Source organism: Zavarzinia compransoris (assembly GCF_003173055.1).
Taxonomy (GTDB): domain Bacteria; phylum Pseudomonadota; class Alphaproteobacteria; order Zavarziniales; family Zavarziniaceae; genus Zavarzinia; species Zavarzinia compransoris.
Genome location: NZ_QGLF01000004.1, coordinates 1 through 23,441, shown reverse-complemented (window position 1 = coordinate 23,441; position 23,441 = coordinate 1). Strand labels below are relative to the sequence as shown.

The window sequence follows — 23,441 nt, the reverse complement described above, 5'->3', positions numbered from 1 at the left end:
CCGGACGCAAGATGCAGTGCAGCGTGACTCTTACCCCTTGTTCGCGCTCATTGCCACCGGGCTTTGAAATGTCCGTCCGATCCGGGGGCTCAAGCCTGGCCGGCGATCAGGCGGCGGGCCTTGTCGTCGAGGGGGGCGCCCAGCCCGTCCAGGGTGCACAGCAGGCGGACCGCCTCGCCGCGGTCGGCGAAATTGGCGCTGAAGCTGCGGAAGCCGGCCTTGGGCACCAGGGTCACCAGCTGGCCGATGGCGCGGCTGGTGGTGACCCGGGCGAGGTCGGCGATGCCGAGGCGCAGGCGGCGGAACACCCGGATCTCGACCTGATCCCCCTCGACCGACAGCAGGGGATTGAGCGAATTGCGGGTGAGCGCGAGCAAGGGCACGCCCTTGATGCCGCTGAAGGTGGCAAGCGGGTGAAACGACATCGGTCCTCCTAAAAGCGCTCGGCGTTCAAGCCGCGGGCCGCCAGCATTTCGATGACGCTGTCGGGCCCGACCAGATGGCCGGCGCCGACGGCGATGAAACTGATGCCGCTGCCGGCGAGGCGTTCCTCGATGCGGCGGGTCCAGGCGGCATTCCGGTCGACGATCAGGCCCTGGTAGAGCGGCCCCTGTTCCCCCATCTGGGGATCGGCGACCAGGAGCCCGGCCAGGGCCGCCTCGTCGCCCGCCAGCCAGTATCCGGCCAGGGCCGCCGTATCGTCCTGTTCCGGGTGGTCCAGGGCATCGAGGGCGTCGCGCAGCACGGCGATCTCGTCGGCAGGCGCAAGCTCGGCGAAGGGGCGCAATTGGTCCGAGACGGATTCGAGGCGGTGGATCGGGATTTTCCGCGCCCGGGCCTCGCCTTCCAGGACCATGTCGGCGCCCGCCGCCATGTCGAAGCCGGCGGCGACGCTGGGCAGGGTCGAGATCATGATGGCGATCAGCCAGGGCCGCAGGCGGTTGATGGCCCCCGGCGACAGCCCGGCCGGCACCAGAAGGTCGTGAACCCGGGCCAGGTCCGCCGGCGTCAGCAGCCGGTCCAGGGGCTCGCCGAAGCTGAGCCCGTAGCGCAGCGTCGGCCCGAGGGTCGACAGCAGGCCGACATCCGCCTCCAGCCACAATTCGTCCGCCCCGGCGAAAGCGTCGCGGATCTTCGGCGTCTGCCAGGGCGTGCCCGGTTGCAGCAGGTGGATGGTGCCGAACAGATAGATCGTCGAATCCGCATCGCGCAGGCGCCACAGCGCGGGTTCCGCCCGCGCCGCCCCTGCCCCCGCCGCCGCCAGCAGCAGCAGCGCCAGGGCCGGCAGCAGGCGCTGCAGGCGGGACTTCAATGGGCGCGCCCCGCGGGTGCCGCGGCACGGTCGTAGCGCCGGGCCAGCGCCGCCCAGTGCCGTTGCGACAGCATCTGGGCATGCAGCGCGGCGAGATAGCCGTTGCGCTGGAAGTCGAGCACGGTCGCATCCGGCAACTGGCGGTACCGCTCTTCGTCGATGATGCAGAAGCCGCCCATGGTGTGGCGGATCGCGCCGCTGCTGATGTTGATCTGGCGCTCGACCAGCAGGCCGGCATCGCGGATCGCGCGGACGAAGGCCCGGGTATGCAGGACCTGGCGCTGATAGAGTTCGCAGAATTGCAGGGCCCGCTTCGCCGCCTCGGTCGGCTTGCCGTCGGCGAAGAGGGGCAGGCCCGCCAGCCGGCCCGCCTCGCCCACCATGGGCGCCGCCCGGTCGATGCACAGCGGCAGGGCATCGCTGCCCGCCTGCTCGAAGAAGATGAAGGGATAGCGCCGGACATAGGCCGGCACCGGGTGATCGGCCGCCCAGCCGCCCTTGACGTCGACGAAGAGATTGACGTCGCTGCCGAGCCCGACCGCCGCCACCGGCGCCGCCAGGTCGCCCCGGGCGAAGACGATCGGATAATGCAGGGCCATTTCGAAGAATTCCTCGACCGTGACCGGTATCGCATTGGTCGCCCGGGCGAAGCCGAAGCTCATTTCGGCCTGGACGACGAGACTGCCGTGGCGCCGCGCCTCCAGAACCTCGGGCTGGCGGTAGAACAGGGGCAGGCCCTGCATGCCGGAAGCCGGCTTATCGCTGCTCATGAACAACCCCCTGCGTTCCGCATCGGATGGCGGCCCTGAAATCTATGACCAGAGATCTATGCCTTGCGCCCGGCGCTGGACGCAAGGCGGCCATGACCGTAACTTTGCCGGGCCGCCAGCGAAAATGACCAGGCGGCACCCTTGCCGTCCAGTACGGAGACGATCCCATGACCTCCTGCCCGATCCCGGTCGGCCGCGGCCTGAAGCCCGCCGAATTCCCGGACCCCGCCGTCGACATCCCGGCGAGCGACGCCGCCGAACAGGTGGCGGTCCTGGCGGGCGGCTGTTTCTGGTGCACCGAGGCGGTCTACCGCGAGATCGACGGCGTGCTCGACGTCGTGCCCGGCTATGCCGGCGGCACGGCCGAAACCGCGGACTACCGCACCGTCTGCACCGGCGCGACCGGCCATGCGGAGGTGATCCGCATCCGCTTCGACGCGCGGAAGACCTCCTATGGCCGGCTGCTGAAACTGTTCTTCTCGGTCGCCCACGACCCGACCCAGTTGAATCGCCAGGGCAACGACGTCGGCCGGCAATACCGTTCCGCCGTCTTCTACGCCGATGCGGCGCAGAAACAGGCGGCCGAAGCCTATATCCGCCAGCTGACCGAGGCCGGCGCCTTCACCGCGCCCATCGTCACCACCCTCGAACCGCTCGACGCCTTCCACCTGGCCGAGAGCTATCACCATGATTACGCCGCGCGCAACCCGGGGCAGCCCTATATCGCCCATGTCGCCCTGCCCAAGGTCGACAAGCTGCGCCAGTACTTCCCGGACGACCTGAAGGCCTGACGCGACAGGGGGCGGCCGCGCCGCCCCCAACCTCAGCGGCGCTGGCCGCCGCCGCCCGCGGTCGGGCCCGGGCGCAGGAATTCCTCCGCCGCGATGGCGAAGTTCAGTGCCTGGGTATCGCGCAGCATGAAGGTGGTGATCCCGAGCAGGTTGCCCCGGGCATCGAACAACCCGCCGCCCGAGGAACCGGGGGAGATCGGCGCGCTGGTCTGGACATATTGCTGCCCCTCGTGCCGGCGCTTGGCCGAGACCAGCCCTTCGCCGAGGGTGAGGTCGAGGCCGGACGGCGCGCCGACCGTATAGGCGCGCTCGCCGACGACGACATCGGCATGGCTGCGGATCGAGACGAAAGCCGGCAGGTCCGGCTTGTCGACGCGGATGATGCAGCGGTCGCCCTCGGCATCCTGCATCTTCACCGAGACCTGGCGCAGGTCGGACATATCCTCGTTGCGGAAGATGCCGAAATACTGCTGGCCCTCCAGCACGTGGCAATTGGTGAACAGGTGTTGCGCCGTCACCGCGACGGCGGACCCCTGGCTGACATTGCCTTCGAGGTTGGGCAGGCCGTTGCGGCCCATGGGCGCCGCGACCACGACCCAGACCGCATCCTTCACCTTCTGGAAGACGCCGGCGGGATCGAGAACCTGGGTGGCCACTTCCATGGGCAGGGTCGGCAGCGGCACCTGGTCGCCGGCATCGGCCGGGCGGACCGGCGGCCGGGCCGGGCCGCCCTGGCCGGGCGAATCGGGGCGCGGCGGCCGCGGCGTCTCGGGCGGGGCCGGGTCGCCGGCGGAAGGCGTGGTCGCGACCTGCGCCGGGTCCTTGGTGTAGAGGCCGACCTCGGTATCGGCCGGCGGCGGCGCCGGCGGGCCCAGGCGGTCCGGCACGGTGAATTCGCTGGCGATCGCGGCGACCAGCCCCGGATTGGACAGGGAATCGGTCGACGGGTAGAAATAGGTGAAGCCGACGATGCCCTCGGCCCGCCGCTCCACCCGGCCGACGAAGCGGGTATTCCCCTCCTGGCCTTCGAAGGCGAAGCTGTTGCCGCGCATCTCGGCCGTCGTCACCCGTTTCGCACCCTCGTTCAGGGTGCGGACGGATTCGAAGAACGAGCGGAACTGGCCCTCGTCCATCGGGCCGATGACTTCGATGTCCAGGCGGCGGGTCTCGTCCGCGCTGGTCAGCACCCGGCCGCCGTTGGCGCCCGCCCGCGCCTTGGTCAGCAGCACGCCCGGATAGCCGGCGCGATAGCCCAGTTCCTGGTTGATATAGGAAGTCCAGCCGACCTTGGCCCGGGCTTCGCCGCCCCGGCGCAGCAATTCCAGCATCTGGTCCTGGGTGATCGAGCCGGTGACCCGCGCGCCGATATCGCGCTGATAGGCCTTCACCGAGTCCTGCGTCGCGCCGTCGAGGGTGCCGGTGGCGACCCTGGTCGAATAGCCGGCCCAGATCAGCGCCAGCTGCAGCACGCGGGTATCGCGGGCCGCCGCGATATCGGTCAGGCCGTTGCTTTCGTCGCCTTCGACCGCCGGGCCCGTGCCCGGGCTCGGCGTCGCCTCGGGCGCAGGCCGGGTGCGGCCGGGTTGCAGCCCGCCCTTGCCGGTCTGGGCCAGGGCCGGCAGCGAGATCGCCCCCGCGAGGATCAGAGTCGCCACTGCCGCAACCCCGCGCAGCTTACGCTTGGCGGCCAACTCACGCTTTGCCATCGATAATCCCGCCTGCTTGTACAGTTCCCCCAGGTGCGCCAGCCTATGCGATCCGCGGGCCGCGGCCAATCCTGCGCTTTGGGGTATTTCGCCGGATTTTTCAGGAACGCTTTCCGCAAGCGTTTTTGGGGCGTTGTGTGATCCGCTACATTGTCTCGCAACCGTATCACGGTTGAGTTAGGTTGCCTGCGCGTTCCGCCCGCCCTCGTGGGGCGATGGCCGGCAGCCGGACATCGGGGTGACGCCGGCCATCGGGGTGACGGAAGTCATTTGAGCAAGTCGAATCCGCCGAAAGGGGAAGCATATGAACAAGATCGTCATCGGCGCCGTGACCGCCGTCGTGGTGGGCGTGGGGGCCGCCGCGGGCTGGTACTTCATCGGGAAGGAAAGCGGTCCCTCGGTCGCCTCCGTCGGCTCGGCGCCGGCGCTCGATTGCGCCGGCATCAAGGCGAATGTGGACGCCACCCTGGCGGCCCTGCCGCCCGAAGTGAAGGCGACCTACAGCGGCCTCGAATGCGCCGGCGCGAAGCTGACCTTCGCCGAATTGCGCTTCGGCTTCCTCGGCGGCGGCGGGGTGGAGGACAGCGCGCTGAAACTGTCCGGCCTCGTCATCGACGATGCCTTCGCCGCCAATGCGAAGACCGTGTTCAACGCCGCCTCCTATCCCCAGGGCCAGGCGCCCGGCACCGCCGCCCTGCCGCTGGCGGGCAAGATCACCGCGGTCAAGGTCGCCATCGGCCCCGCGTCGGGCGGCGGCATCGCCTTCGACAATCTCGATATCTCCGACCTCGCCTCGCGCCAGTTCGGGAAGGCGCCGCCGGCGACCCTGGCCGAACTCGGCGCCCTTGGCCCGGCGGGCCTGGCCGACGTGCTCCAGGCCTTTTCCTTCAGCGCCTTCACCTTCAAGAACCTGACCGGCGGCCCGGCCGATGCGGTCACCCCCGGCGCGACCAAGACCGTGCTGTCCATCGCCTCGGTCGGCCTTTCCGCCTTCGACGGCAAGACCCTGGGCGGCCTCGACGTCGCCTCGATCACCGCGACGCCGGACGCCGGCAGCGGCAAGGTCAGCTTCGGCAGCATCGGGGTGAAGGGTCTCGGCGTCGCCGATCTGGCCGCGCTCGCGACCTCGGCCGCCAATATGGGCATGGGCGACGAGACCTCGATGGGCGTCAAGGCCCTGCTCTCGATCACCGCCGAATCGGCCACGGTGAAGGCGTTCGAAGCCGCCGGCCTGGACGATCCGAAGGACCGGATCAAATTCGCCTCGATCTCGGTCGAACAGCTGAAGGCCCTCGCCTTCTCCAAGCTGACGCTCGAAGGGCTCGAAGGCGTCGTCTCCGCCTCCGACGTCTTCTTCTCGCTCGACAAGCTGACGCTGGCCGGCATCGACATCGGCTCGGCCCTGAAGCCGCTCGAGACCGACCCGAACGCCGAGCCCGATTTCTCCAAGATGCGGGCCGATGCCTATGACCTCGCCGGCCTGAAGGTCGGCCCGGTCGAGGGTGCCCGGGTCGAACTGGCCTCGCTCACCGCCCGGTCGTCGGACTATGTCGACGGCATCGCCACCCGCGGCAGCGCCAGCCTGAAGAGCCTGGTGTTCCCGGCCGCGATCATCCCGGAAGGCGACCGCCAGCCCCTGACCGACCTCGGCTATGACGCGCTGAAGTTCGACGCCTCGACCGACTATGCCTTCGATCCGAAGACCAAGACGATGGATCTGAAGGACTTCACCTTGAAGCTGGTCGACGGCGGCGCCCTGACCCTGAAGTTCAACTTCTCGAACTTCGACATCCAGGCGCTGCAGGCCGCGGCCCAGTCGTTCGAGCCGCCGGCGGCGCTGCTCGCGTCCAAGGTGACCGGCGCCAGCCTGTCCTACAAGGACGACACGCTGATCGGCCGCGCCCTGAAGCTCATCGCCAAGGAACAGGGCGCCACCGAGGACGCCCTGATCGAACAGGCCAAGGGCTTCATCCAGATGCAGATCGCCGCCGCCCCCGGCCCGGTGACCAAGGCCGCGCTCGAAGGCGCGCTCGCCTTCGTCAACAGCCGCAAGGGCGTCACCATCACCCTGGCCCCGCCGGCCGCGGTCAGCTTCGGCGAACTCGCCGGCCTGATCGAGAATGTCGAAGGCGCCGCCGCCGCCCTGGGCCTGACGGTGAAGGCCGACTGACGCCCGGCGCATAGCGCTTCCATCGAGGGGGCGCCCCGTCAGCGGGGCGCCCCCGTTTCATTCCGGGGTTTCCGACATGATCCGCCGCATCATCCTGATCACGCTCGCGGTCCTGGTGGCGCTCTGCTTTGCCGCCTATCACTTCCGTTATGATCTGCTGGCCTTCATGGTCACGCCGGCCGGGCCCTTCGATCCCGCCCATGTGCCCCGGGCGCCCAATTATGCCGATGCGGCGACCTGGCTCGCCCTGCCCGACCGCCAGGATTCCGCCGATATCGTGCCGGCGGGGGCGGTCCCGGGCGACAATCAGGGCCGGGCGCCGGCCGACGTCTTCTATATCCACCCGACCACCTTCGTCGATGCCGCGGGCTGGAACGGGCCCTGGAACGATCCCGCCGCCGCCGGGCTGGCCGCGGAACTGGGGCAGGCCGCGATCTTCAACGGCTGCTGCCAGGTCTATGCCCCGCACTACCGCCAGGCGACCCTGGCCGCCTTCGCCGCCGAGGCCGGCAGCGACGGGCGCCGGGCCCTGGACCTCGCCTATGGCGACGTCGAGCGCGCCTTCCGCCACTATCTGGCCGCCTGGAACAAGGGCCGCCCCTTCATCCTGGTCGCCCACAGCCAGGGCGCCCTGCACCTGCAACGCCTGCTCGCCCGGGTGATCGCCCCGGACGCGGCGCTGCGCGGGCGCCTGATCGCCGCCTATGCCGTCGGCTATCCCCTGCCCCTCGACCAGTTCGACGGGCCGCTGGCCCCGCTCAAGCCCTGCCGCAGCTCGGGCGAGACCGGCTGCGTACTCGCCTGGTCGACCTTCGCCCGCGACGGCGCGCCCGACTTCTACCGCCGCACGGCGGAAATCTGGAATGCGGCCAGCCCGACCGGCTTCTCGCCGGTCGCCGGACGGCCCATCCTCTGCGTCAATCCGGTCAGTTTCCGCATGGACGAGGTGCTGGTCCCGCGCGAGGCGAACCGCGGCGGGACGGTGCGCTCCATCACCTCGGGCACGCTGGAGGCGCTGACCCCGGCCCTGGTCGAAAGCCAGTGCCGGGCCGGCATCCTGCGGATCTCGGAACCGGAACCCTTCGTCTTCCGGGCCATGCTGCTGCCCGGCCGGGATTATCACATCTACGATTTCGCCCTGTTCTGGCAGGACGTGCGGCTGGATGCCGTCGCCCGCGTGAACGGCTTCGTCGCCCGTCCCGAAGCGGCGCCGGCGCCGGCGCCCGCCCCTACCCCGTGACCCGTTCGACCAGATAGAGGCAAAGGCCGATCAGCCCGCCGACCAGGGTGCCATTGATGCGGATGAACTGAAGATCGCGGCCGACCTGGGTTTCCAGCTTGTTCACGATCATGTCCTTGTCCCATTTCTGGACGATCGAGCCGATCCATTCGCCGATCTGCTCGCGCCGGCCGACCACGGTCGAATTCACCGCCTGCTCGATCCAGCTTTGCAGCGTGTTGCGGATGCCGGGATCGCGGACCAGCGTCTCGCCGTAGACGCGCATGGCGGCGTCGATCTGGCGGCGCAGGCCCGAATCGTCGGACAGGGCGTCGGCCGTGATCCGGTCCTTCAGCGAGCGGGCGATATCGCGGAAATACTGCTTCAGCGTATCGTTCGCCAGCAGGCGGTGCAGCATCTCCTCGCCCTTCTGCCGCATCTCCGGGCTGGTGCGCAATTCGTGGACGAAGGCCCTGGTCGCCTCGTCGAACTGCTGGCGCCAGGGGCCCTCGGGATCGCGGATCTCGTTCAGCGTATTGTCGAGGGCGGACAGCACCTTGGTATAGACCGCGCGGTCCACCGCCTTGGGCAGCCAGCGCGGCAATTGCTCGTCCACCCGCTTCTCGATCAGTTCGCGGTTGTCGTGGACGAGGCGGGCCGCGCGCTCCAGCAATTCATCCAGCAGGCGCTGGTGATGGCCCTCGTTGGTCAGCAGCTGCACGACCTGGCCGAGAATCGGGGCGACGCCGATATCCTTCATCCGGGCCGAGAGATTGGTCTGCATGAAGCGGCCGACATCGTCGTCGTCGAGGGCGTTCAGGATCCCGGGCACCGAGCGGGCGATGCGCTCGGACGCCCGCGCCCGGTTCTCCGGCTGGTCCAGCCAGTCGGCGATGATCTTCGGCAGGTCGACCTGGCGCAGCTTGGCCGTCACCTCCTCGGGCTTCAGGAAGTTCGAGGCGACGAAGCGGCCGAGGGTCGAGCCGATGCGCGACTGGTTGCGCGGCACGATCGCCGTATGCGGAATGGGAATGCCGAGCGGATGGCGGAACAGCGCGGTGACCGCGAACCAGTCCGCCAGACCGCCGACCAGGGCCGCCTCGGCGAAGGCGCCCGGAATCTCGATCCAGGGAATGTGCTCCACGAGCAGGCGGGACAGCAGGAAGACCGCCGCCATCAAGAGGATCATGAGCCCCGCCACGCGCTTCATGCGGCGCAGCGCGGCGGCCTTCTCTTCGTCGGTCAGGGGAACCGGCTGGGTGGTGCTCATGGCCTCGCGACGGTGGTTGCCGAAAATTTGTCAGCCAGACTGAAGACCCTGGCCCATATGTCAAGCCGCCGCGACGCGCTGATAGGCCGTCGCATCGCAAGGATAGAGCAGCGAGAGCGGTGCTTTCGGCTCGAACGGCGCCCATTCCCCCTCGGGCTGGGCCAGCCGGTCGGCGATCACCATCAGCGCCGCCACATTGTGGCCGAGGCCGCAATGGCTGCCCCGGACGCGGATGTTCTGGCGCATCGGCCCCGGCTGCTCGAGACAGCCGCGCCAGGCGACGATACCGTCCGACTTGCTGAAGATCGCCGTCGCGGGAATCCCGTCGACCGCCTCGAACATCTGCTGGGCATAGGCTTCGGCGACCTCGTCGACCGACTGGCCGGACAGGCGCTCGAACAGTTTCCAGGCATTGGTCGATTTCGGCCCGGCCGCGATCGGACTGCCCAGGGTGATGATCTGGCGGATCAGTTGCGGCGCCTCGCGGGCGATTTCCCGGGCATAGACCCCGCCCAGGCTCCAGCCGATGATCGAAACCTTGCGGCCGTGGGCGGCGACAATATCGACGAGGCGCTCGCGCAGGCCCTCCTCGACCCGGACATTGGGGCCGAGATTGCGCCCCAGTTCCCAGGCCTGGACCGCATAGCCCCGATGCGTCAGGAAACGGCGCAGCAGCACGGTCGAAAGATCGGAGGCGAGGAAGCCCGGCAGCACCAGGACCGGGTGGCCGTCGCCCCGGGGCGCCAGCCGCATCAGGGGGCCGGCCTGGATCGCCTGGAACAATTCGGCCACCGCCCGCACCTCCGCCACCGCCAGCCAGGTCGGCGGCGGGCCGGGTTCCCTTTCGATCGCACGCATTCTCGTCTTCGCCCTCGCAGTCCCGATACGGGCTAGGGTCACCACCCTAGCCCCTGTCCGCATGGTCCATTTGGCGGCAATTGTCTTGTTATTTCGTTTCCGGCAGCAGTTTCTCGATCGCCTTGACCAGGGCGCCCGACTGCGGGCTGGTGACCGAGGCCGCGGCCTCGACCAACTTGCCCTGGCCGTCGAACAGATATTTATGGAAATTCCAGCGCGGCCGGGCCAGCGGGCGTTCGGCGGCGATCCATTTGAAGAAGGGATGGGCGTCGTCGCCGGTCACCGGCACTTTGGCGGCCAGGGGAAAGGTGACGCCGAAATTGATTTCGCAGAATTCGGCGATGTCCTCGGCCGAGCCCGGCTCCTGGTTGGCAAAATCGTTGGAGGGCACGCCGACGATGGCAAGACCGCGCCCGCCATAGGCTTGGTAAAGCGCTTCCAGCCCCTTGTACTGCGGGGTGAAGCCGCATTTCGACGCGGTATTGACCACCAGAAGCGGCCGGCCGGCGAATTGCTTCAAGGGCAGGTCGCCGCCGCGCAGGCCCTCGAAGGCGAAGTCATGGGCCGAGCCCTTGCCCGGCTTGTCCTTGGCGGTGGCGGCGTCGGCAATGGCGGTGACCACGCCGGTCAGGGGATTGTCGCGCAGCAATTTGCCGAGCTTGTCGAACATGGCACTCTCCTCGGGCGATATCGTTTCGCGTCGCTTACGACAATGCTTGCCCGAAGTGGCGGCGGGGCGAAAGCACCCGCTTTGACAATCCTGCAACTTATGTCGCCAATGTCGGTATGACGGACTGGCGATGCCCGGCCGGACACTTCGAAGAACCTCCGCCGGGCCTCACCGATGCCGGGCCCCACCGATGCCGGCCCGGGCGACACCGCGATGACTTCGCCGCCCCCTGCAACGTCGCCCGCCGCCGGCCCCCCTAGGATGGGCCCCCTAGAACGATGCTACCCTGGCGACCTGCCGGTGCTGTCTGCGGGCGTTGCCGGTATCGATCAGGTCGGCGACTTCGCTGATGGCGCAGATGATGTGATAGAGGCTGCTGGTCCGGGTGTTGTTGCGGATGGGGCGGCCTTCGACGTCGATATATTCGTGCCAGCCGCCGCGCAGCGGGTATTCGAAATACCGCCGCAATGCGCGGATGGCCTCGACCGCGAGGCGGGCCGAGGCCTCGGCCGCCTGTTCGCTGACCGCGGTCGCATAGCTGATGACATGGGCCTTGATCCGCTCGGTCTGGGGCCAGAGCCGGCTGGTGCCGATGCGGATCGAGAGGTCGCCGTTCAATTCGTTGTAGGCAAGGCCGCGCTCGCGGCAGATGCCGTATTGCTCGCCGACAGCGATCAGCCGGTCCGCGACCCGGAACGCGTCCGGCCGGTTCCGGCTCAGGCCCCAGCGTTTCAGCAGCCACGCCCATTCGAACTGGTGCCCGGGCTCGACCAGGTCGCCCGGCGCCTCCTCGATCCGGTTCCAGTCGTGGTCGAAGAATTCCCGCAGCGCCCCGGTTTCCGGGTCGATGAACTTCTCCAGGCAAAGCTCCGCGATCTCGTCCGCGAGCGCGCCCCAGGCCGGGTCGTCCGAGATCGTCTCCCAGGCCAGCGCCGCCTCCAGCATATGCATGTGCGGATTGGCCTTCAGCACCACCGAGCCCCGCGGCCCTTCCTGGAAGCCGGCCACCGGGTGGGCGAAATGCGCCTGGATGCGCCCGCGCAACTGCTCCGCCAGCGCTTCCAGCCGCGCGCATTGCTCGCCCGTGCCGACCGCCGCCGCCAGCCCGAACAGCACGAAGGCATGGTCGTAGAGGTCGAAGTCATGGCGCAGCACCGTGCCGTCCACCGTCTTCAGCGGCACCACGAAACCGTTCGTGCCGATGAAGCTCTCGAGGCTGACCAACCCGTGACGGACCAGATCGCGGGTCGGGCCGTCCCAGCCCAGTTGCTCCGCGATCGCGAAACTATAGATCTGCCGACCGGTCACCCGGGCCCGCCGCGGTTCCTCCACCGGGGCGCCGTCTTCCGTCAGCCATTCGAAAAAACCACCGGACCGCCGGTCGACCGCGGCGGTGGACCACAAGGGCAAGGCTTGCTCGAACAGCCACTGGCGCAGCAGCGAGAACTCGACCTCAAGCGCATGCGAACCCATCATTCCAAATCCCCTTGTGCCGTCACGGACGGATCGAGAACTCGAAGCACGGCACCGCCCCCGGGCCTGCCGCGCACGGCTCCCTCCATCGCCCCCGATGACATCCCGTTCCCGCTGCCCCCCTGCCAGGACGCCATGGAACGGGCCTTTGCCCCTGTCGACACGAACAGCGGCAATACCCCCGCAACCCAACCCGCCGGCCCGGGGATCCTGTTCCTCCTGAGCCGGTTCTATCTGAGCCCGTGCCATCGTATCCGAGCCCATCGCCGAAGCAATGGGATCGCCAATCGATATTGCATCGCAGCAATATACAATCGCCTCGGCCTGGGATTCAATAAGCCTTCACAACACTTCCTTGAGCCGGACCGCATCGTCCAATTTGCAGACCAGCACCCCGTTGGCACTCACGATCACCGCGATCCCGTCGACCCCGAGCACCCGGACGGGCAGACCGTCGGTCAGCACGATGCTGTCCCGGCACGCCAGAACCCGCACATCCCCTTGCATGACGTTGCGGGCGCCGTCCTTTTCCAGTTCGGCATGGGCGGCCTGCCAGTTCCCGAGGTCGTTCCAGCCGCAGTCGAGCGGCACCGTCACCACCTTCCGCGACCGTTCGAACAGGGCGTAGTCGATCGAAGTCTTCTCCGCCCTGCGGAAGGCCGCCGGCTCCAGCAGATAGGTGCCCGGCTGCGCCGCAGGCTTTGCCCCGGCGACCGCCTCGTCCGCCGCCGCCTGGATCCCGGGCATGTAGTCGGCCGCTTCGGCCATGAAGGCCCCGGCCGCAAACACGAACATGCCGCTGTTCCAGTCAAATTGACCGGAGGCGAGATAGGCCAGCGCCGTCTCCAGCTTGGGCTTCTCGTGGAAGCTGGCGACGTGATAGGCCCCGGCCTGGTCGGCGCAAGGGGCCCCGCGCTCGATATAGCCGAACTCGGTCGCCGGGCGGTCGGGACGGATGCCGAAGGTGACCAGATCGCCGGCCGCCGCCGCCGCCGTCGCCACCGCCAGCGCCTGCCGGAAGGCGGCATCGTCGCGGATCAGCTGATCGGACGGAAACACCCCGAGCACCTGCCCGGGGCCATGGCTGCGGGCGACCCAGGCCGCCGCCGCGGCGATCGCGGCCGCCGAATCCCGCCGCTCCGGCTCCAGCAGCGTCACCGCGCCGTCGATGCCGATGGCCGCCAGCTGCTCGCGCACCGCCGCCTCGTGCAGCCTGTTGCAGATGATCAGCGGCGCCGACGACCCGGCAGCGGCCAGGCGCTGCGCCGTGATCTGAAACAGGCTCAGCCCCTGCCAGATGCTCAGAAACTGCTTCGGCGCCTCATCCGTCGACGCCGGCCAGAAGCGGGTCCCGGAGCCACCGCAAAGAATTACCGGCACCATCGTCTGCATCTCGATCTTTGCCTTGAAAACAATCAATTCATATAAATCAACCGCCGAACGGCAGCCGCCCGAGCAGCACCGACCTGCAAGCCCGCCGGGCCACCCCCGCACAAGCCGCCCCGCAATGCGGCCACACCTTAACAGTCTGCCGAAAAAGGACAAGTTTGCGCGCCGTTTTCCGCTGCACCGGCCCCGAGCCGCCCATGCAGCCCCTTTGAGCGGGCTCCACCGGTTCGAAACGGCGCGGGAGAAGCGTGACCGCCGCCGCCGTCAGCTTTGGCCGCCAGACAGGAATGCCGGTGCATGTTCGGGCGGCGAGCCGGTGCCAGATCACCCGAAGAGGCTTGTCTCGACCGACTGTCCGGCGATAACGTTGCGGCAATTCGGCACCGGAGCCCCCCAGGCCAGCGCGCCGCCGGTCGGCGCGGCTGGTCAAGGCGCAGCCGGGCCCCCAGCGCGCTGTCATCAGGCCTTCCCGACCTGCACAATATCGCTCGTGGTTGAAATCTCTCGTGGTCGACCACCATGCCCACCGCTCGGCAGGCCTCTCCGGGAAAAACGTCATCGCCGTCCCGCTTGCCATCGCCATATCCTCCCCGGAAGGACCGGCCTCCGACGAACCCGGCGGGATTCGCTCCGCCGGCGATTGCCCGAGCCTACAGGTAGATCTATGCCACCGATTCCCCCCTTGCCGCCAAGCAACCCGCCCCCTCCCTCTCGCCGGGAGGGCCTCCGGACCGAGGGGTACCGTCGATTGGTTTCCGGCCTGAGCCGTTTTCTGCGCCGCGCCCCCCCGCCACGGCCGCGCCTCGCGATCGTGGACAATTGGCCGAACCTCAGGGACAGCGCGGAACGCGAATTCATCGCCCGCTTCATCCGGGCCTGCGAAAATCTGGGCATCGAATGCGCAGGCGCCGTGACCAGCGACGATCTCGAAAAATTGCAGCCGGATGCCGTGATCCTGACCCATGAATATGGCTGCAAACTGACCCGTTTCCCGACCATTGCCGCCATCTGGAGCCCGCAGAGCTTTTTCGAGGGCGACACCTATCGCGAGCGGTCGATCCGCTCCTGCGACGGCTACCTCGCGGGCAGCACCGAACTCCGGCATTTTCTCGACGACGGTCAACACGGTCTCGGCGTTCGCAAACCGGTAGCGCGGGAGATTTTCCTGCCGACGACCTATCGGACCCCTCACGATGCCCTCGCCAAGGTGCCCGAGCCGAGCCTTGCCTATGTCGGGATCCATTGGGACGGCGACCGGCACGGCCTTCTGTTCGAGATTCTGGCGGAACGAGGCCTGGTCCACTGCTATGGCCCCGCGGCAAGCTGGAGCCATATCGGCAATGCCTATGCCGGCCCCCTTCCCTTCGACGGCCGTTCGGTCCAGGACATGCTGGCGCGCCATGGTGTCGCGCTCTGCCTGCATCACCGCGAACATCGGACGCGCAACGTCCCGTCGATGCGGATCTTCGAGACGCTTTCGGTCGGAGCGCTGGTGATTTGCGACGATATTCCCTTCGCCCGGGAATTCCTTTCCGATATCGCCCTTTTCGTCGATACCCGGAAATCGATGCATGCGCTTGCCGATCAGGTCGCGGCCCATCTCGACTGGATCCGCAGCCATCCCGACGACGCCCGGCAGCGCGCCGCCCGCGGCAAGGCATGGTTCGACGAATGCTGGTCGCTCGAGACGAAAATCGAGCATGTGCTGCTGCCGTTGCTCGACGAGGTGAAGGCGGCCGGCGCTCCGGCGCTGGCGGGGACCGCCGATTGCGACATCGTCTTCCCGATCGACACCGGGGAAATCGCCGCCCTGGAAGCCACTCTTTCGTCGATCGCCGCGGCCAAGTCGCCCGGCCTCGATCTGCGCATCGTCATGGTGGCGAGCAAGGCCGCCGCCCACCGCGTCGAGATGCTGGCAAAATCGGCGCGGCGCCTCGGCCTGTCGGTCCGGAAGGTTGAAGCCCCCCCCGGCCCAGGCTCGACATCGCTCTGGGCCGGCCTTCAGGCGGCAAAGGCCCCCTTCGTCGCGCTCGCCGATCCGGCGGGGACGGTTTTCCCGCACCATTACCGCCATCTCGTGGCAACCCTCCTCGCCCGGACGGAGGCGCCCGCGGCCATTGCAACAACCCTGGATCAATGCCGTGACGGCGAATTTGCCGACGCCCCGAACTTCGAAGGGCCGCTCGGCAGGACGATTGCGGAACGGCGCGCGGTCACAGTCAATGCCAGTTTCGACCTGCGGGCCCTCGCCCGCTTCGACGATGCCGTTGCCGCCAACAGCTGGGTTGCCCGGACTGAAATCCTGCGCTCGGTTCTCGGCCGGGATCCCGAAGTCGATCGCCACTATGTCGCCTATCTCCTGCTTCTAGCCGCCAGCCGCGGCCCCCTCGCCCCCTCCGGCAGCGTGACGGCCGTCCGGTTCGGCGCGCCACGGGATCAGGCGGCGGTAGGACGAGATCCCGTCGCCCGCAGGCTGCGCCGGCGCATCAGCCGCCTGACGTTCCCCTATGCGACGACCATCGGACAATTGACGGCGGCCGGCGAGCCCCAGCCCGTCGCGACGGATGACGCCCCCCCGCCCGGCACCGTGACGCCTCTCGATTTCGGCGACAGCGCGCATGGCGGCCCCGCCCTTCAGGAGCACGCCGCACTGACCGGCTTCCTGTCGCCGGAGCAGCAGGGGGCCTGGAGCCGGCAGACGACAGCCATCGCCGAAATCGCCTTGGCGGCCGAAGCCGCATCGGCGGGAGGCTGGCTCGCCTTGGAGATCATGGCCGCCCATGACGATACCGGCGCCAGAGTGATCGACGTCGAATTGCCGGAAAGACATGCCCTTCGGCTCGAAGCCGTTGACTGGACATGGCATCGAATCATCGTGCCCTTCGCCCCGTCGGCACGCGGCAATCTGCCCATCCGGCTGACGGTCGACCGGCTGCGCGCGATCACCGGCGGCGATAAGCACCCGCACGGAATCGGCCTCTGCCTCAGATCCGTCGCCTTGGCGCGCCAACCCGAGGATTTTCCCGACCTCACTCGCGAGATACCATCGCATAGCTTTTCGAGCTATGAGCAGGGCGATTTTGCCCAGGTCGAGGTGAAATTTTCATACTCCAACAATATCTGCACGTCGCTGAAAATGCAGCGCATCGAAAATAACTATAGTATAGAATTCGATATGGGCGACATGTGGCCTGATGAACGGATCGATTCCGATTACGTCGAATTCCAATCAAATCCAATATATCGGATTTATTTTAACGGCGACGATCACGATATGGCCAGGCGGGAAGGACTTCTTCCAGAGCGGCTGCGCAACCTGATGCTGCGCGTGCGCGATTTTCCTGCCCGAAGCCTGACCCCGGAACGCACACGCCTGCCGCCGCCGCTCCTCAACCTGCTGCGGGAGAGTCAGGCGCGGATCGCGGCCCTGCTCCCCCCCCTCGGCCACTGAGGGGGCCTCCCGCCGCGGGGGCTCAAGCCTCGTCGACGGCGACCCCGCCGATGGCCACGCTGATCATGCGCGGGTCGTGTTCCGACGCGCGCGCGGTGACCGAGCGCAGAACGACGACCTCCAGGCCATCGGTGCGCAGGCCCCGACGGTCAAGCGAAAACACCATCTGCCAGCGCCTGCCGTCAAAACTGCTGTCGACGAGGGGCAGATCCCCCGAACGGCCCCGGGCCTTCAGCTGCGTCGCCGGATCGCCGACGACGGTCATCGGACCGCTGAGGATGAGCCGGCCGGCGGCCGTCGCGGGCAGCAGGATGACCCCCTGTTCCTCCATCCAGCGAAACGGTACGTGTTCACCGTCATATTCCACATCGCCCCAGCCCGCGACCAGGGCGTCATCGCCGATGCCGAGCACCGGCAGCGGCTTGGCGGGCCCGACCTCGATGGCCCCGACGGACAGATCGCCACCAGCCCGCGCCGCGCCGGGGCGCTGAGCCTCGACGGTCGAAATCGTGACGGCGGCGAGGCCGTTAGCGGCGACCACGCCAAAGGGCAGAGGCGCGACATAGGCCCAGCCCGTGGCCGTAGGATAGCCGCCGCCGGCGGCGATGTGGCCGTTGACCGCCACCGTCATGCGCGCGAGGTCGACATGCTCGCCACACTTCGTCCCGCTGATTTCCAGAAACAAGGGCTGCCGGCCGGCGACTTCGAGCAGGACGAACCCGGTGCCGCGAAACCACCGCTCGCCCCGAAGCTCGGGATCGGGCTCCGACCAGCCGTAACCGGAGAAGCCTCCGGCCAGCAAAAGCTGCGCACGGTCGGGCTGCTTCGTCCGCGGGATGAGGGCCGGTGCTTCATCGGGGGCGACGGCCTGCCATAGAGCCAGCAGTTGCCGTTCGATCTGGAACCGCTGGATTTCGACCATGGCATCGACGCGCGGCACGGCAAAATCATAGAACAGCCGGGCGACATCGCGCGCCAGATTGCGCCGCAAATCGGCGAATTCCTCGGACAGGAGCCTCAGCCCGGTTTCGGCCGCCACCACCCGCTGGGCAAGGACTGCGCCGGTGTCCGCAGAGATGACGATAGGGCTCCCCGCGAATGCCTCGCGCCGGCCTGCCAGCCGAACCTGCAGGGCGACCGAGCCGATATTGAGAAGCGACTGCACCGGCAGCGGCACGACAAGGTCGAGAGGCGGCAGAAGCCCGTCCGGGCCCGCCTCGACAACGGGCCGCTCGACCGCCAGCCTGGCGACATCCTTGCCGCTTCCGTCGCTCACTTCGACGACGAGCGGCAGAACCGCCGCGGCGACCCCGGTCAAGGTGACGTGGAGCGCGCCGTCCCTGAGGACCACCACCCCCTCGGCCGCGGTGACCGCGCGCCTCAGGTCATCCTCCGTCGCCAAGAGTACGGGGGCGGCCAGTTCCCGGCCGCTGGCCGCGATGCGGCCGCGAACGGTGGCCGGCGCCGTCAACACCAGGTCGGGCGGCAGGACGATTGCGAACCCGACATCGTCTTCGCCGGGACCGCGTTCGACTTCAACTTCGCCGATTTTCAGGCCATCGATGAAAATCTCGACCGTCACCTTGCTGGCGGCGTCGGCGTCGAACGACAAACGCCCGGTTACCACTCCAGCGCGGACAGAAGAAATCTGTCCTGACGTCGCATCGGGAAATACCGGATCGACCTTACCAGCCATTATCATTCCATTTTTTATATGAATAACTATCCAGCAGACGTCACACCAGAGATCCACAGCAGCACATCTGTAGCCCTTTGGAATTTATAGCACATTCTGCAGTTGAGGAACCCCCAATCGGGGGCGCCGGCGGCCCGGCGCGAAGGCGGGCAAATGATGCCGGCGCGGCTCAACAGAACGGTCCGCCAAGGGCCGGGCGGGTATTGCGGAACCCGGCCGTCCCCTCACATCCCCTTCGAGCCGCAACAGGCCGCCTCAAACACCCTGCAATTGGGCATGAAATTCGATGCCATCGTGTGGATTTTCGAAGTGAAAACTCACGCCATTGTCGAGAACGAGTATTGAGTCGCAGATTTCAGCCAGGAACTGCAAGCTGTGAGAGGCGATAACCATGGCTTTCTTGCTGTTCCGGTTGAACAGATATTCCTGGCATTTGGCATGAAAGCGCGCGTCACCGGCAAGAATTACTTCGTCGATCAGATAGCAGTCAAAATCGAAGGCGACCGAAAGGGCGAAATTCAATCGAGCCTGCATGCCGGTCGAATAAGTCCGGGCGGGTTCCCGCATATGCTCGCCCAACTCGGAGAAGTCATAGACAAAAGCAAGCAACTGCTTGAAGTCCACTCCATAGACCTTGGCAAGGAAGCGGACATTGTCGATGCCGCTGAGGCCGCCCTGACACCCGCCGGAAAAGCCCAGCGGCCACGACATGGTCATGCCGTTCAGGTCGATTTTGCCCGCTGCCGGCTTTTCGATCCCACCGAGCAGGCGGATCAATGTCGACTTGCCCGCGCCGTTGGAGCCGACCAAGCCCAGTTTCCGCTCCGGCGCCAGGCTGAAGCTGACGTCGCGCAGCGCCCACAGCTTATGCCCGGATTCGGTGTGGTAGAACTTGGCGACATTGGTAACGTTCAACATCCGGTGGCGCCGTCAGTTGATGCGCATGAAATCGGGCGCTCGGCGGAGCAGGAGAAGCCCGACCAGCAGCAAGACCGTGCAGAATGAGACGGCATAGACCACATCGTAGTGGGTTGCGTAGCCCGGCGGCAGAAGTCCCTCCCGCATGATTTCATAGGCGTGGACGCTGGGCATCAGCAGCGCGAGGGGCCGATAGGCGGCCGGCAGCCAGTCGACCATGAAGAAGGCGCCGGACAAGGGAATGTAGATATAGGAGAGAAGGCCCGTCACCTTCTCGATGAAATCCGACATCTCGCTCACGGCCGAGACGAACACGCCCGTGGCGAAGACCCAATAGATGTGGAGCAGCCAGCCCGCATAGAACGGTCCGAGATCCGTCGGCCAATCCATCAGGCCGATGAAGATAAACAGCGAGGACGCGATGACGTAGGCAAGGATGACGCCGAAAACCTCGATCACCACCCGCGACGTGACGAAATTGATCAGCCGGATCCGCTGATGATACATGAGCGCGGCATTGGCGCGAAATGCCAGGACCGAGCGGGAGAAGACGCCGCGCCACATCACCATGGGCATGTAGCCGGAAACGGTGATGGTGAAGACGCCGATGCCATGTTCATAGGCGGGTTTCATCGCCCCCCAAAGGAAGGCAACGGCGACGCCGAAAAGCAGGGGTTCGGCCATCACCCACAGAAAGCCCAGATTTTCGCGCCCATAGCGGGTGTGCATCTCCCGCATGATCAGGGCCAGCAGAATTTGCCCCTCAAGGGCGAAGGACTGGAACAGGGTCTTGGGGTAGGTGGGTTTCAGCGCCGCCCGGCCGAGGCCCCTATCTGTTGGCATGATCTCGCACCCCCAGGAGCAACAGCCACAACATGAAGTAGAGCACCAGGCCGGAAATCAGAACGATGGCGATCGAGACGATGCGCTTCGGATAGAGTCCGACGTCAGGCGCATTCGGCTCGACGACGCGCTCGAGATAGAAATGCTGGCGCTGCGCCTCCATGCGGGCGGTTTCGAGGCTGGCGGTCGCAGAGGCCAAGGCCTTCGACGCGAATTCCTGCTCGAGGATCAGCAACTGGTAGTCGGCGATTTTCTGCGCCATGGCGCCGGAAGCGCCCGCGACCTTGGCCCGTTCGCGGATGATTTCCTCTTCAAGGGCCCGGACCGTCGCCCGCAGCGTGGGCACCAGCGGACTGTTGGGCGAGCTCTGCAGCACCTGCGACAATTGCGCATTGGCCATCGACAACTCGGCCTGGAGCTTGGCGATCCCCTCGATCAGCAACACGGACTGCTTGGTCGGATCGATGATGATTTCGCGCTCGCGATAGTCGAGAAGCGATTTCTCGGCGGCTTTCACCCGTTCTTCGGCGTTGCGGACCTCGTTCTGGGCATCGCGCAGGGCATTTTCCTGCGCTCGCGCGCTCAGCTGGTTGATCAGGCTCTCGCCGGCCACCAAGGCCGCCGCAGCCACGATTCTCGCATCTTCGGGGCGGAAAGCCTTCACGCTCAGCGTGGTGATCCCGGTGCTGTTGTCGAGCGCAACGACGACCCGCTTCAAATAATATTTGTAGAGGCCCTCATCGCTCGTATCGAACAGGATATTCGGATAGCGGGCAAAATAGTCGGTGTCGGGCCTGCCGTAGATCTGGCGCAGGTCGATGTTGCTGGCCTGGATCGCCTTCACCGCGTCGCGGGATTGCAGGAAATCGTTCACCGCATAGGTGTCGTCCTGCGCCTTGACCAGGCCCGAGCCTTGCAGCACGCTCGACAGGGCGGACAATTGCGTGCGATTGGGACTGCGCACAATATACTTGGCCTCGGAAAGATAAATATCCGAAGCAATCGCGGTATAATAGACGGTCGCGCCAAATGTCGGCAAAACAACAATAAGGATGAACCAAAGGTTCCGAATGATAAAATGAGAGAATTTCATTTAGACTTTTAACTCCCCCGCTTAAGCGGCGCCGTCGGTCGAAAAACCAACCCCGACAACTTGACCCCTGTCCGTTTCATCGATTTCCGTTTCATCGATTCAAGCAATCGAAGTGCTCGCCAATGCTGTCGCGGAGCCATCACTCGTTTCCGCACCCCTGTCGATGACGGACAGGCAGGGAGCCATCGCCAACGATGTGCAGGGACATTCTCGTATCAGTCAAACGCCAGGGGGGCAAGCCGATCATCTCGGGCAGGAAATCCGCGCCATCGCCATCTTTCCTGCTGCCCGCACGGGCTCATCGCCTGGACACACCGAAGAGCCTGCATCGCGGCGGCGCCTGCATCGAATATGGCGTCGGACCGGCATCGAGCGCCTTGATCTGGGGCGCAGGGCAATGGCCGAGAAGGCCCTGCCCCTCCCACGGGCTCTTCAGGTTGCCGGCTGGCGCTCCGTAGCGCCTGACATTACAGGCGAGGTTGGCGAGGCAGTCTTCGTGGCGGCCCCGGGGATGCCGATGGTGGCAAGGCCGCGAGCGTATTTCCGGCGGGCGAAGCCTCCCCGGGCGCCGCGCCCGTGGAACGGGGATGATCCACAGAACACCCGGTGGTTGCCTTTGCTTGCCCCCCTGCCGCCGACGCGGCAAAATGAATATCGACTCATGGAGATACCTAAAGCGGGGTGGCCGCGTGGTATATTCCGCTGATATCCCGAATGCCAGCGCAGAAGCCAGACGGCGCCGACGCCTGGAATGCGAATGCAGAGTTGCGCACACAATCATAGAGATTTGTCGGATAACCGCATTAACCAACGTGAAGCATCTTCTGTGTAACTCTCCGATTTCTATGTGTTGCCCGAAAACAGCGGGAATTGACCTGCAGATCCAGAAAGCACAGCTATGGCTAAATTTTTTCTGTACGGGAGAGAGTTGGCAAAGCTCAAGGCGGATCTATCTGACGTAGAGGCCAGATATTCAGATTTGCAGAGCGAAACCGCGGCGCTGAATGCAGCGCGGGACGAATTCGACAGACAGCGTAACGAGCAATACGCAGACCTTCAGGAACACCTGGCTGCGGCCGAAGGCGCCTGGCAGGAAAATGAATATGCGCTGCGCGGCAGGATCGAAGCCCAGGAACGGAATTTCGCGGCATTGCATGCCGATTACCAGTCAGTGGCCAACATGGAAGCCGCCGGCCGGGCGAGAGAGGCCGCCCTGCTTGATCAAGTACAGCAGCTGAAGCACGACATCGCCGCGGCGAGCGCCGAACACGAGGCGAAGCAGGCGGACATCATCGCGGCCGGCGCCGAGGCAGCCGAGCGGCTGTCGGGGCAAATCGCCGCGCTGGAACTGTCCCATGCCGGGCATGTGGCCGATCTTGAAGCACGCCTGGCCATGGCGGGAACGGCGAAAGCCGAGGTCGAGCAACATTTTGCAACGCGTGTCGCGGAATTTGAGGAACATCTGGCAAAGACTGGCGCTGCCCATGACGCCAGCATCGCCGCTCTCGAAGCACAGAAAACAGCCGCCGAACAGAGCCTGGGCACCCGGATCGCCGGCCTCGAGGCCGACCTGTCCCGGGCGATCGCCGAGGGCGAGACCCGTCTGACGGCAGCACATCTGGCCAAGGAACAGGACGATCGGGAGCACAACGCGCTCGTCGAGACCCTCCAAGTCCAGGCGACGGCGGACGCAGCGGCAGCGGCGGACGCAGCGACCGCGCATGCCGCCGCCCTTGCCGGGCGTGACGACGAGATCGCCCGCCTCCAGCAGGAGCATCAGGACAGGCTGGCCGAGGCCGAGGCGGCACAGCG

18 protein-coding genes are annotated in these 23,441 nt (G+C 66.6%); 5 read left to right on the top strand and 13 right to left on the bottom strand.

Annotated elements, in window-relative coordinates; genetic code table 11:
* Positions 1–89 precede the first annotated feature (89 nt).
* Genes DKG75_RS13930 through DKG75_RS13920 form a run of 3 tightly spaced genes read right to left on the bottom strand, consistent with a single transcriptional unit; the run spans position 90 to position 2,082 of the window.
* On the bottom strand, positions 90–425 hold the full coding sequence (locus DKG75_RS13930; protein ID WP_109921745.1) for a hypothetical protein: 336 nt from the start codon (positions 423–425) through the stop codon (positions 90–92).
* An 8-nt stretch (positions 426–433) separates the two neighbouring features.
* Entirely contained in the window at positions 434–1,312 is an 879-nt protein-coding gene (locus DKG75_RS13925) for a TraB/GumN family protein (protein WP_166646600.1), read from the bottom strand.
* Positions 1,309–2,082, bottom strand: a complete 774-nt coding sequence (locus DKG75_RS13920) for a SapC family protein (protein ID WP_133637096.1) — start codon at positions 2,080–2,082, stop codon at positions 1,309–1,311. The genes DKG75_RS13925 and DKG75_RS13920 overlap by 4 nt, the downstream gene beginning before the upstream one ends.
* A gap of 167 nt (positions 2,083–2,249) precedes the next feature.
* Between DKG75_RS13920 and msrA the strand changes: the two genes are divergently transcribed.
* The gene (gene msrA / locus DKG75_RS13915) at positions 2,250–2,873 is read left to right on the top strand and encodes a peptide-methionine (S)-S-oxide reductase MsrA (RefSeq protein ID WP_109921743.1); all 624 of its coding nucleotides are present in this window, start codon (positions 2,250–2,252) and stop codon (positions 2,871–2,873) included.
* A 32-nt stretch (positions 2,874–2,905) separates the two neighbouring features.
* On the opposite strand, the gene DKG75_RS13910 is transcribed toward msrA, so the two are convergent.
* The gene (locus DKG75_RS13910) at positions 2,906–4,579 is read right to left on the bottom strand and encodes a serine protease (RefSeq protein WP_109921742.1); all 1,674 of its coding nucleotides are present in this window, start codon (positions 4,577–4,579) and stop codon (positions 2,906–2,908) included.
* A gap of 304 nt (positions 4,580–4,883) precedes the next feature.
* Between DKG75_RS13910 and DKG75_RS13905 the strand changes: the two genes are divergently transcribed.
* Both DKG75_RS13905 and DKG75_RS13900 read left to right on the top strand, forming a co-directional pair.
* Complete coding sequence (locus tag DKG75_RS13905; RefSeq protein WP_109921741.1) at positions 4,884–6,749, top strand: hypothetical protein; 1,866 nt, start codon at positions 4,884–4,886, stop codon at positions 6,747–6,749.
* A gap of 76 nt (positions 6,750–6,825) precedes the next feature.
* Positions 6,826–7,989, top strand: coding sequence for a DUF3089 domain-containing protein (locus DKG75_RS13900; RefSeq protein WP_109921740.1), 1,164 nt, complete (start codon positions 6,826–6,828; stop codon positions 7,987–7,989).
* Here DKG75_RS13900 and DKG75_RS13895 read toward each other — a convergent pair.
* From DKG75_RS13895 to DKG75_RS13875, 5 genes are all read right to left on the bottom strand, one after another.
* Positions 7,979–9,238: a DUF445 domain-containing protein gene (locus DKG75_RS13895; RefSeq protein WP_109921739.1), complete on the bottom strand. Its 1,260-nt coding sequence runs from the start codon at positions 9,236–9,238 to the stop codon at positions 7,979–7,981. The two genes, DKG75_RS13900 and DKG75_RS13895, sit on opposite strands and share 11 nt — an antisense overlap.
* Before the next feature lie 60 nt (positions 9,239–9,298).
* Positions 9,299–10,096, bottom strand: a complete 798-nt coding sequence (locus tag DKG75_RS13890; protein WP_109921738.1) for an esterase/lipase family protein — start codon at positions 10,094–10,096, stop codon at positions 9,299–9,301.
* 88 nt (positions 10,097–10,184) lie between these two features.
* A complete protein-coding gene (locus DKG75_RS13885; RefSeq protein WP_109921737.1) occupies positions 10,185–10,766 on the bottom strand; it encodes a glutathione peroxidase in 582 nt (193 codons plus the stop codon).
* Positions 10,767–11,036: 270 nt separating this feature from the next.
* Entirely contained in the window at positions 11,037–12,242 is a 1,206-nt protein-coding gene (locus tag DKG75_RS13880) for an AGE family epimerase/isomerase (protein ID WP_166646601.1), read from the bottom strand.
* A 339-nt stretch (positions 12,243–12,581) separates the two neighbouring features.
* Positions 12,582–13,631 carry a mannose-1-phosphate guanylyltransferase gene (locus DKG75_RS13875; RefSeq protein WP_109921735.1) on the bottom strand — a complete coding sequence of 350 codons (1,050 nt, stop codon included), beginning with the start codon at positions 13,629–13,631 and terminating at the stop codon, positions 12,582–12,584.
* 745 nt (positions 13,632–14,376) lie between these two features.
* Here DKG75_RS13875 and DKG75_RS13870 point away from each other — a divergent pair.
* Positions 14,377–17,079 (top strand): glycosyltransferase family protein, encoded by a 2,703-nt coding sequence (locus DKG75_RS13870; protein WP_109921734.1) that lies wholly within the window; start codon positions 14,377–14,379, stop codon positions 17,077–17,079.
* A 22-nt stretch (positions 17,080–17,101) separates the two neighbouring features.
* Here DKG75_RS13870 and DKG75_RS13865 read toward each other — a convergent pair whose 3' ends face one another.
* The 4 genes from DKG75_RS13865 to DKG75_RS13850 all read right to left on the bottom strand — a co-directional run bounded on the left by DKG75_RS13865 (position 17,102) and on the right by DKG75_RS13850 (position 21,629).
* Positions 17,102–18,775: a hypothetical protein gene (locus tag DKG75_RS13865; RefSeq protein ID WP_133637089.1), complete on the bottom strand. Its 1,674-nt coding sequence runs from the start codon at positions 18,773–18,775 to the stop codon at positions 17,102–17,104.
* 255 nt (positions 18,776–19,030) lie between these two features.
* The gene (locus DKG75_RS13860; protein ID WP_109921732.1) at positions 19,031–19,693 is read right to left on the bottom strand and encodes an ABC transporter ATP-binding protein; all 663 of its coding nucleotides are present in this window, start codon (positions 19,691–19,693) and stop codon (positions 19,031–19,033) included.
* Positions 19,694–19,705: 12 nt separating this feature from the next.
* Complete coding sequence (locus tag DKG75_RS13855) at positions 19,706–20,536, bottom strand: ABC transporter permease (protein ID WP_109921731.1); 831 nt, start codon at positions 20,534–20,536, stop codon at positions 19,706–19,708.
* The gene (locus tag DKG75_RS13850) at positions 20,523–21,629 is read right to left on the bottom strand and encodes a KpsE/RkpR family capsule polysaccharide export protein (RefSeq protein ID WP_109921730.1); all 1,107 of its coding nucleotides are present in this window, start codon (positions 21,627–21,629) and stop codon (positions 20,523–20,525) included. Before DKG75_RS13850 ends, DKG75_RS13855 begins: the two co-directional genes overlap by 14 nt.
* Before the next feature lie 928 nt (positions 21,630–22,557).
* On the opposite strand from DKG75_RS13850, the gene DKG75_RS13845 reads away from it, so the two are divergent.
* On the top strand, positions 22,558–23,441 hold an 884-nt coding region (locus DKG75_RS13845), incomplete at its 3' end, for a coiled-coil domain-containing protein (protein ID WP_211315710.1).

Bases quoted from the DNA above. Each gene is read 5' to 3' on its own strand.
- DKG75_RS13930 (WP_109921745.1), bottom strand. From the start codon at position 425: ATGTCGTTTCACCCGCTTGCCACCTTCAGCGGCATCAAGGGCGTGCCC.
- DKG75_RS13920 (WP_133637096.1), bottom strand. From the start codon at position 2,082: ATGAGCAGCGATAAGCCGGCTTCCGGCATGCAGGGCCTGCCCCTGTTC.
- msrA (WP_109921743.1), top strand. From the start codon at position 2,250: ATGACCTCCTGCCCGATCCCGGTCGGCCGCGGCCTGAAGCCCGCCGAA.
- DKG75_RS13910 (WP_109921742.1), bottom strand. From the start codon at position 4,579: ATGGCAAAGCGTGAGTTGGCCGCCAAGCGTAAGCTGCGCGGGGTTGCG.
- DKG75_RS13905 (WP_109921741.1), top strand. From the start codon at position 4,884: ATGAACAAGATCGTCATCGGCGCCGTGACCGCCGTCGTGGTGGGCGTG.
- DKG75_RS13900 (WP_109921740.1), top strand. From the start codon at position 6,826: ATGATCCGCCGCATCATCCTGATCACGCTCGCGGTCCTGGTGGCGCTC.
- DKG75_RS13895 (WP_109921739.1), bottom strand. From the start codon at position 9,238: ATGAGCACCACCCAGCCGGTTCCCCTGACCGACGAAGAGAAGGCCGCC.
- DKG75_RS13890 (WP_109921738.1), bottom strand. From the start codon at position 10,096: ATGCGTGCGATCGAAAGGGAACCCGGCCCGCCGCCGACCTGGCTGGCG.
- DKG75_RS13885 (WP_109921737.1), bottom strand. From the start codon at position 10,766: ATGTTCGACAAGCTCGGCAAATTGCTGCGCGACAATCCCCTGACCGGC.
- DKG75_RS13880 (WP_166646601.1), bottom strand. From the start codon at position 12,242: ATGATGGGTTCGCATGCGCTTGAGGTCGAGTTCTCGCTGCTGCGCCAG.
- DKG75_RS13875 (WP_109921735.1), bottom strand. From the start codon at position 13,631: ATGCAGACGATGGTGCCGGTAATTCTTTGCGGTGGCTCCGGGACCCGC.
- DKG75_RS13865 (WP_133637089.1), bottom strand. From the start codon at position 18,775: ATGGCTGGTAAGGTCGATCCGGTATTTCCCGATGCGACGTCAGGACAG.
- DKG75_RS13860 (WP_109921732.1), bottom strand. From the start codon at position 19,693: ATGTTGAACGTTACCAATGTCGCCAAGTTCTACCACACCGAATCCGGG.
- DKG75_RS13855 (WP_109921731.1), bottom strand. From the start codon at position 20,536: ATGCCAACAGATAGGGGCCTCGGCCGGGCGGCGCTGAAACCCACCTAC.
- DKG75_RS13850 (WP_109921730.1), bottom strand. From the start codon at position 21,629: ATGAAATTCTCTCATTTTATCATTCGGAACCTTTGGTTCATCCTTATT.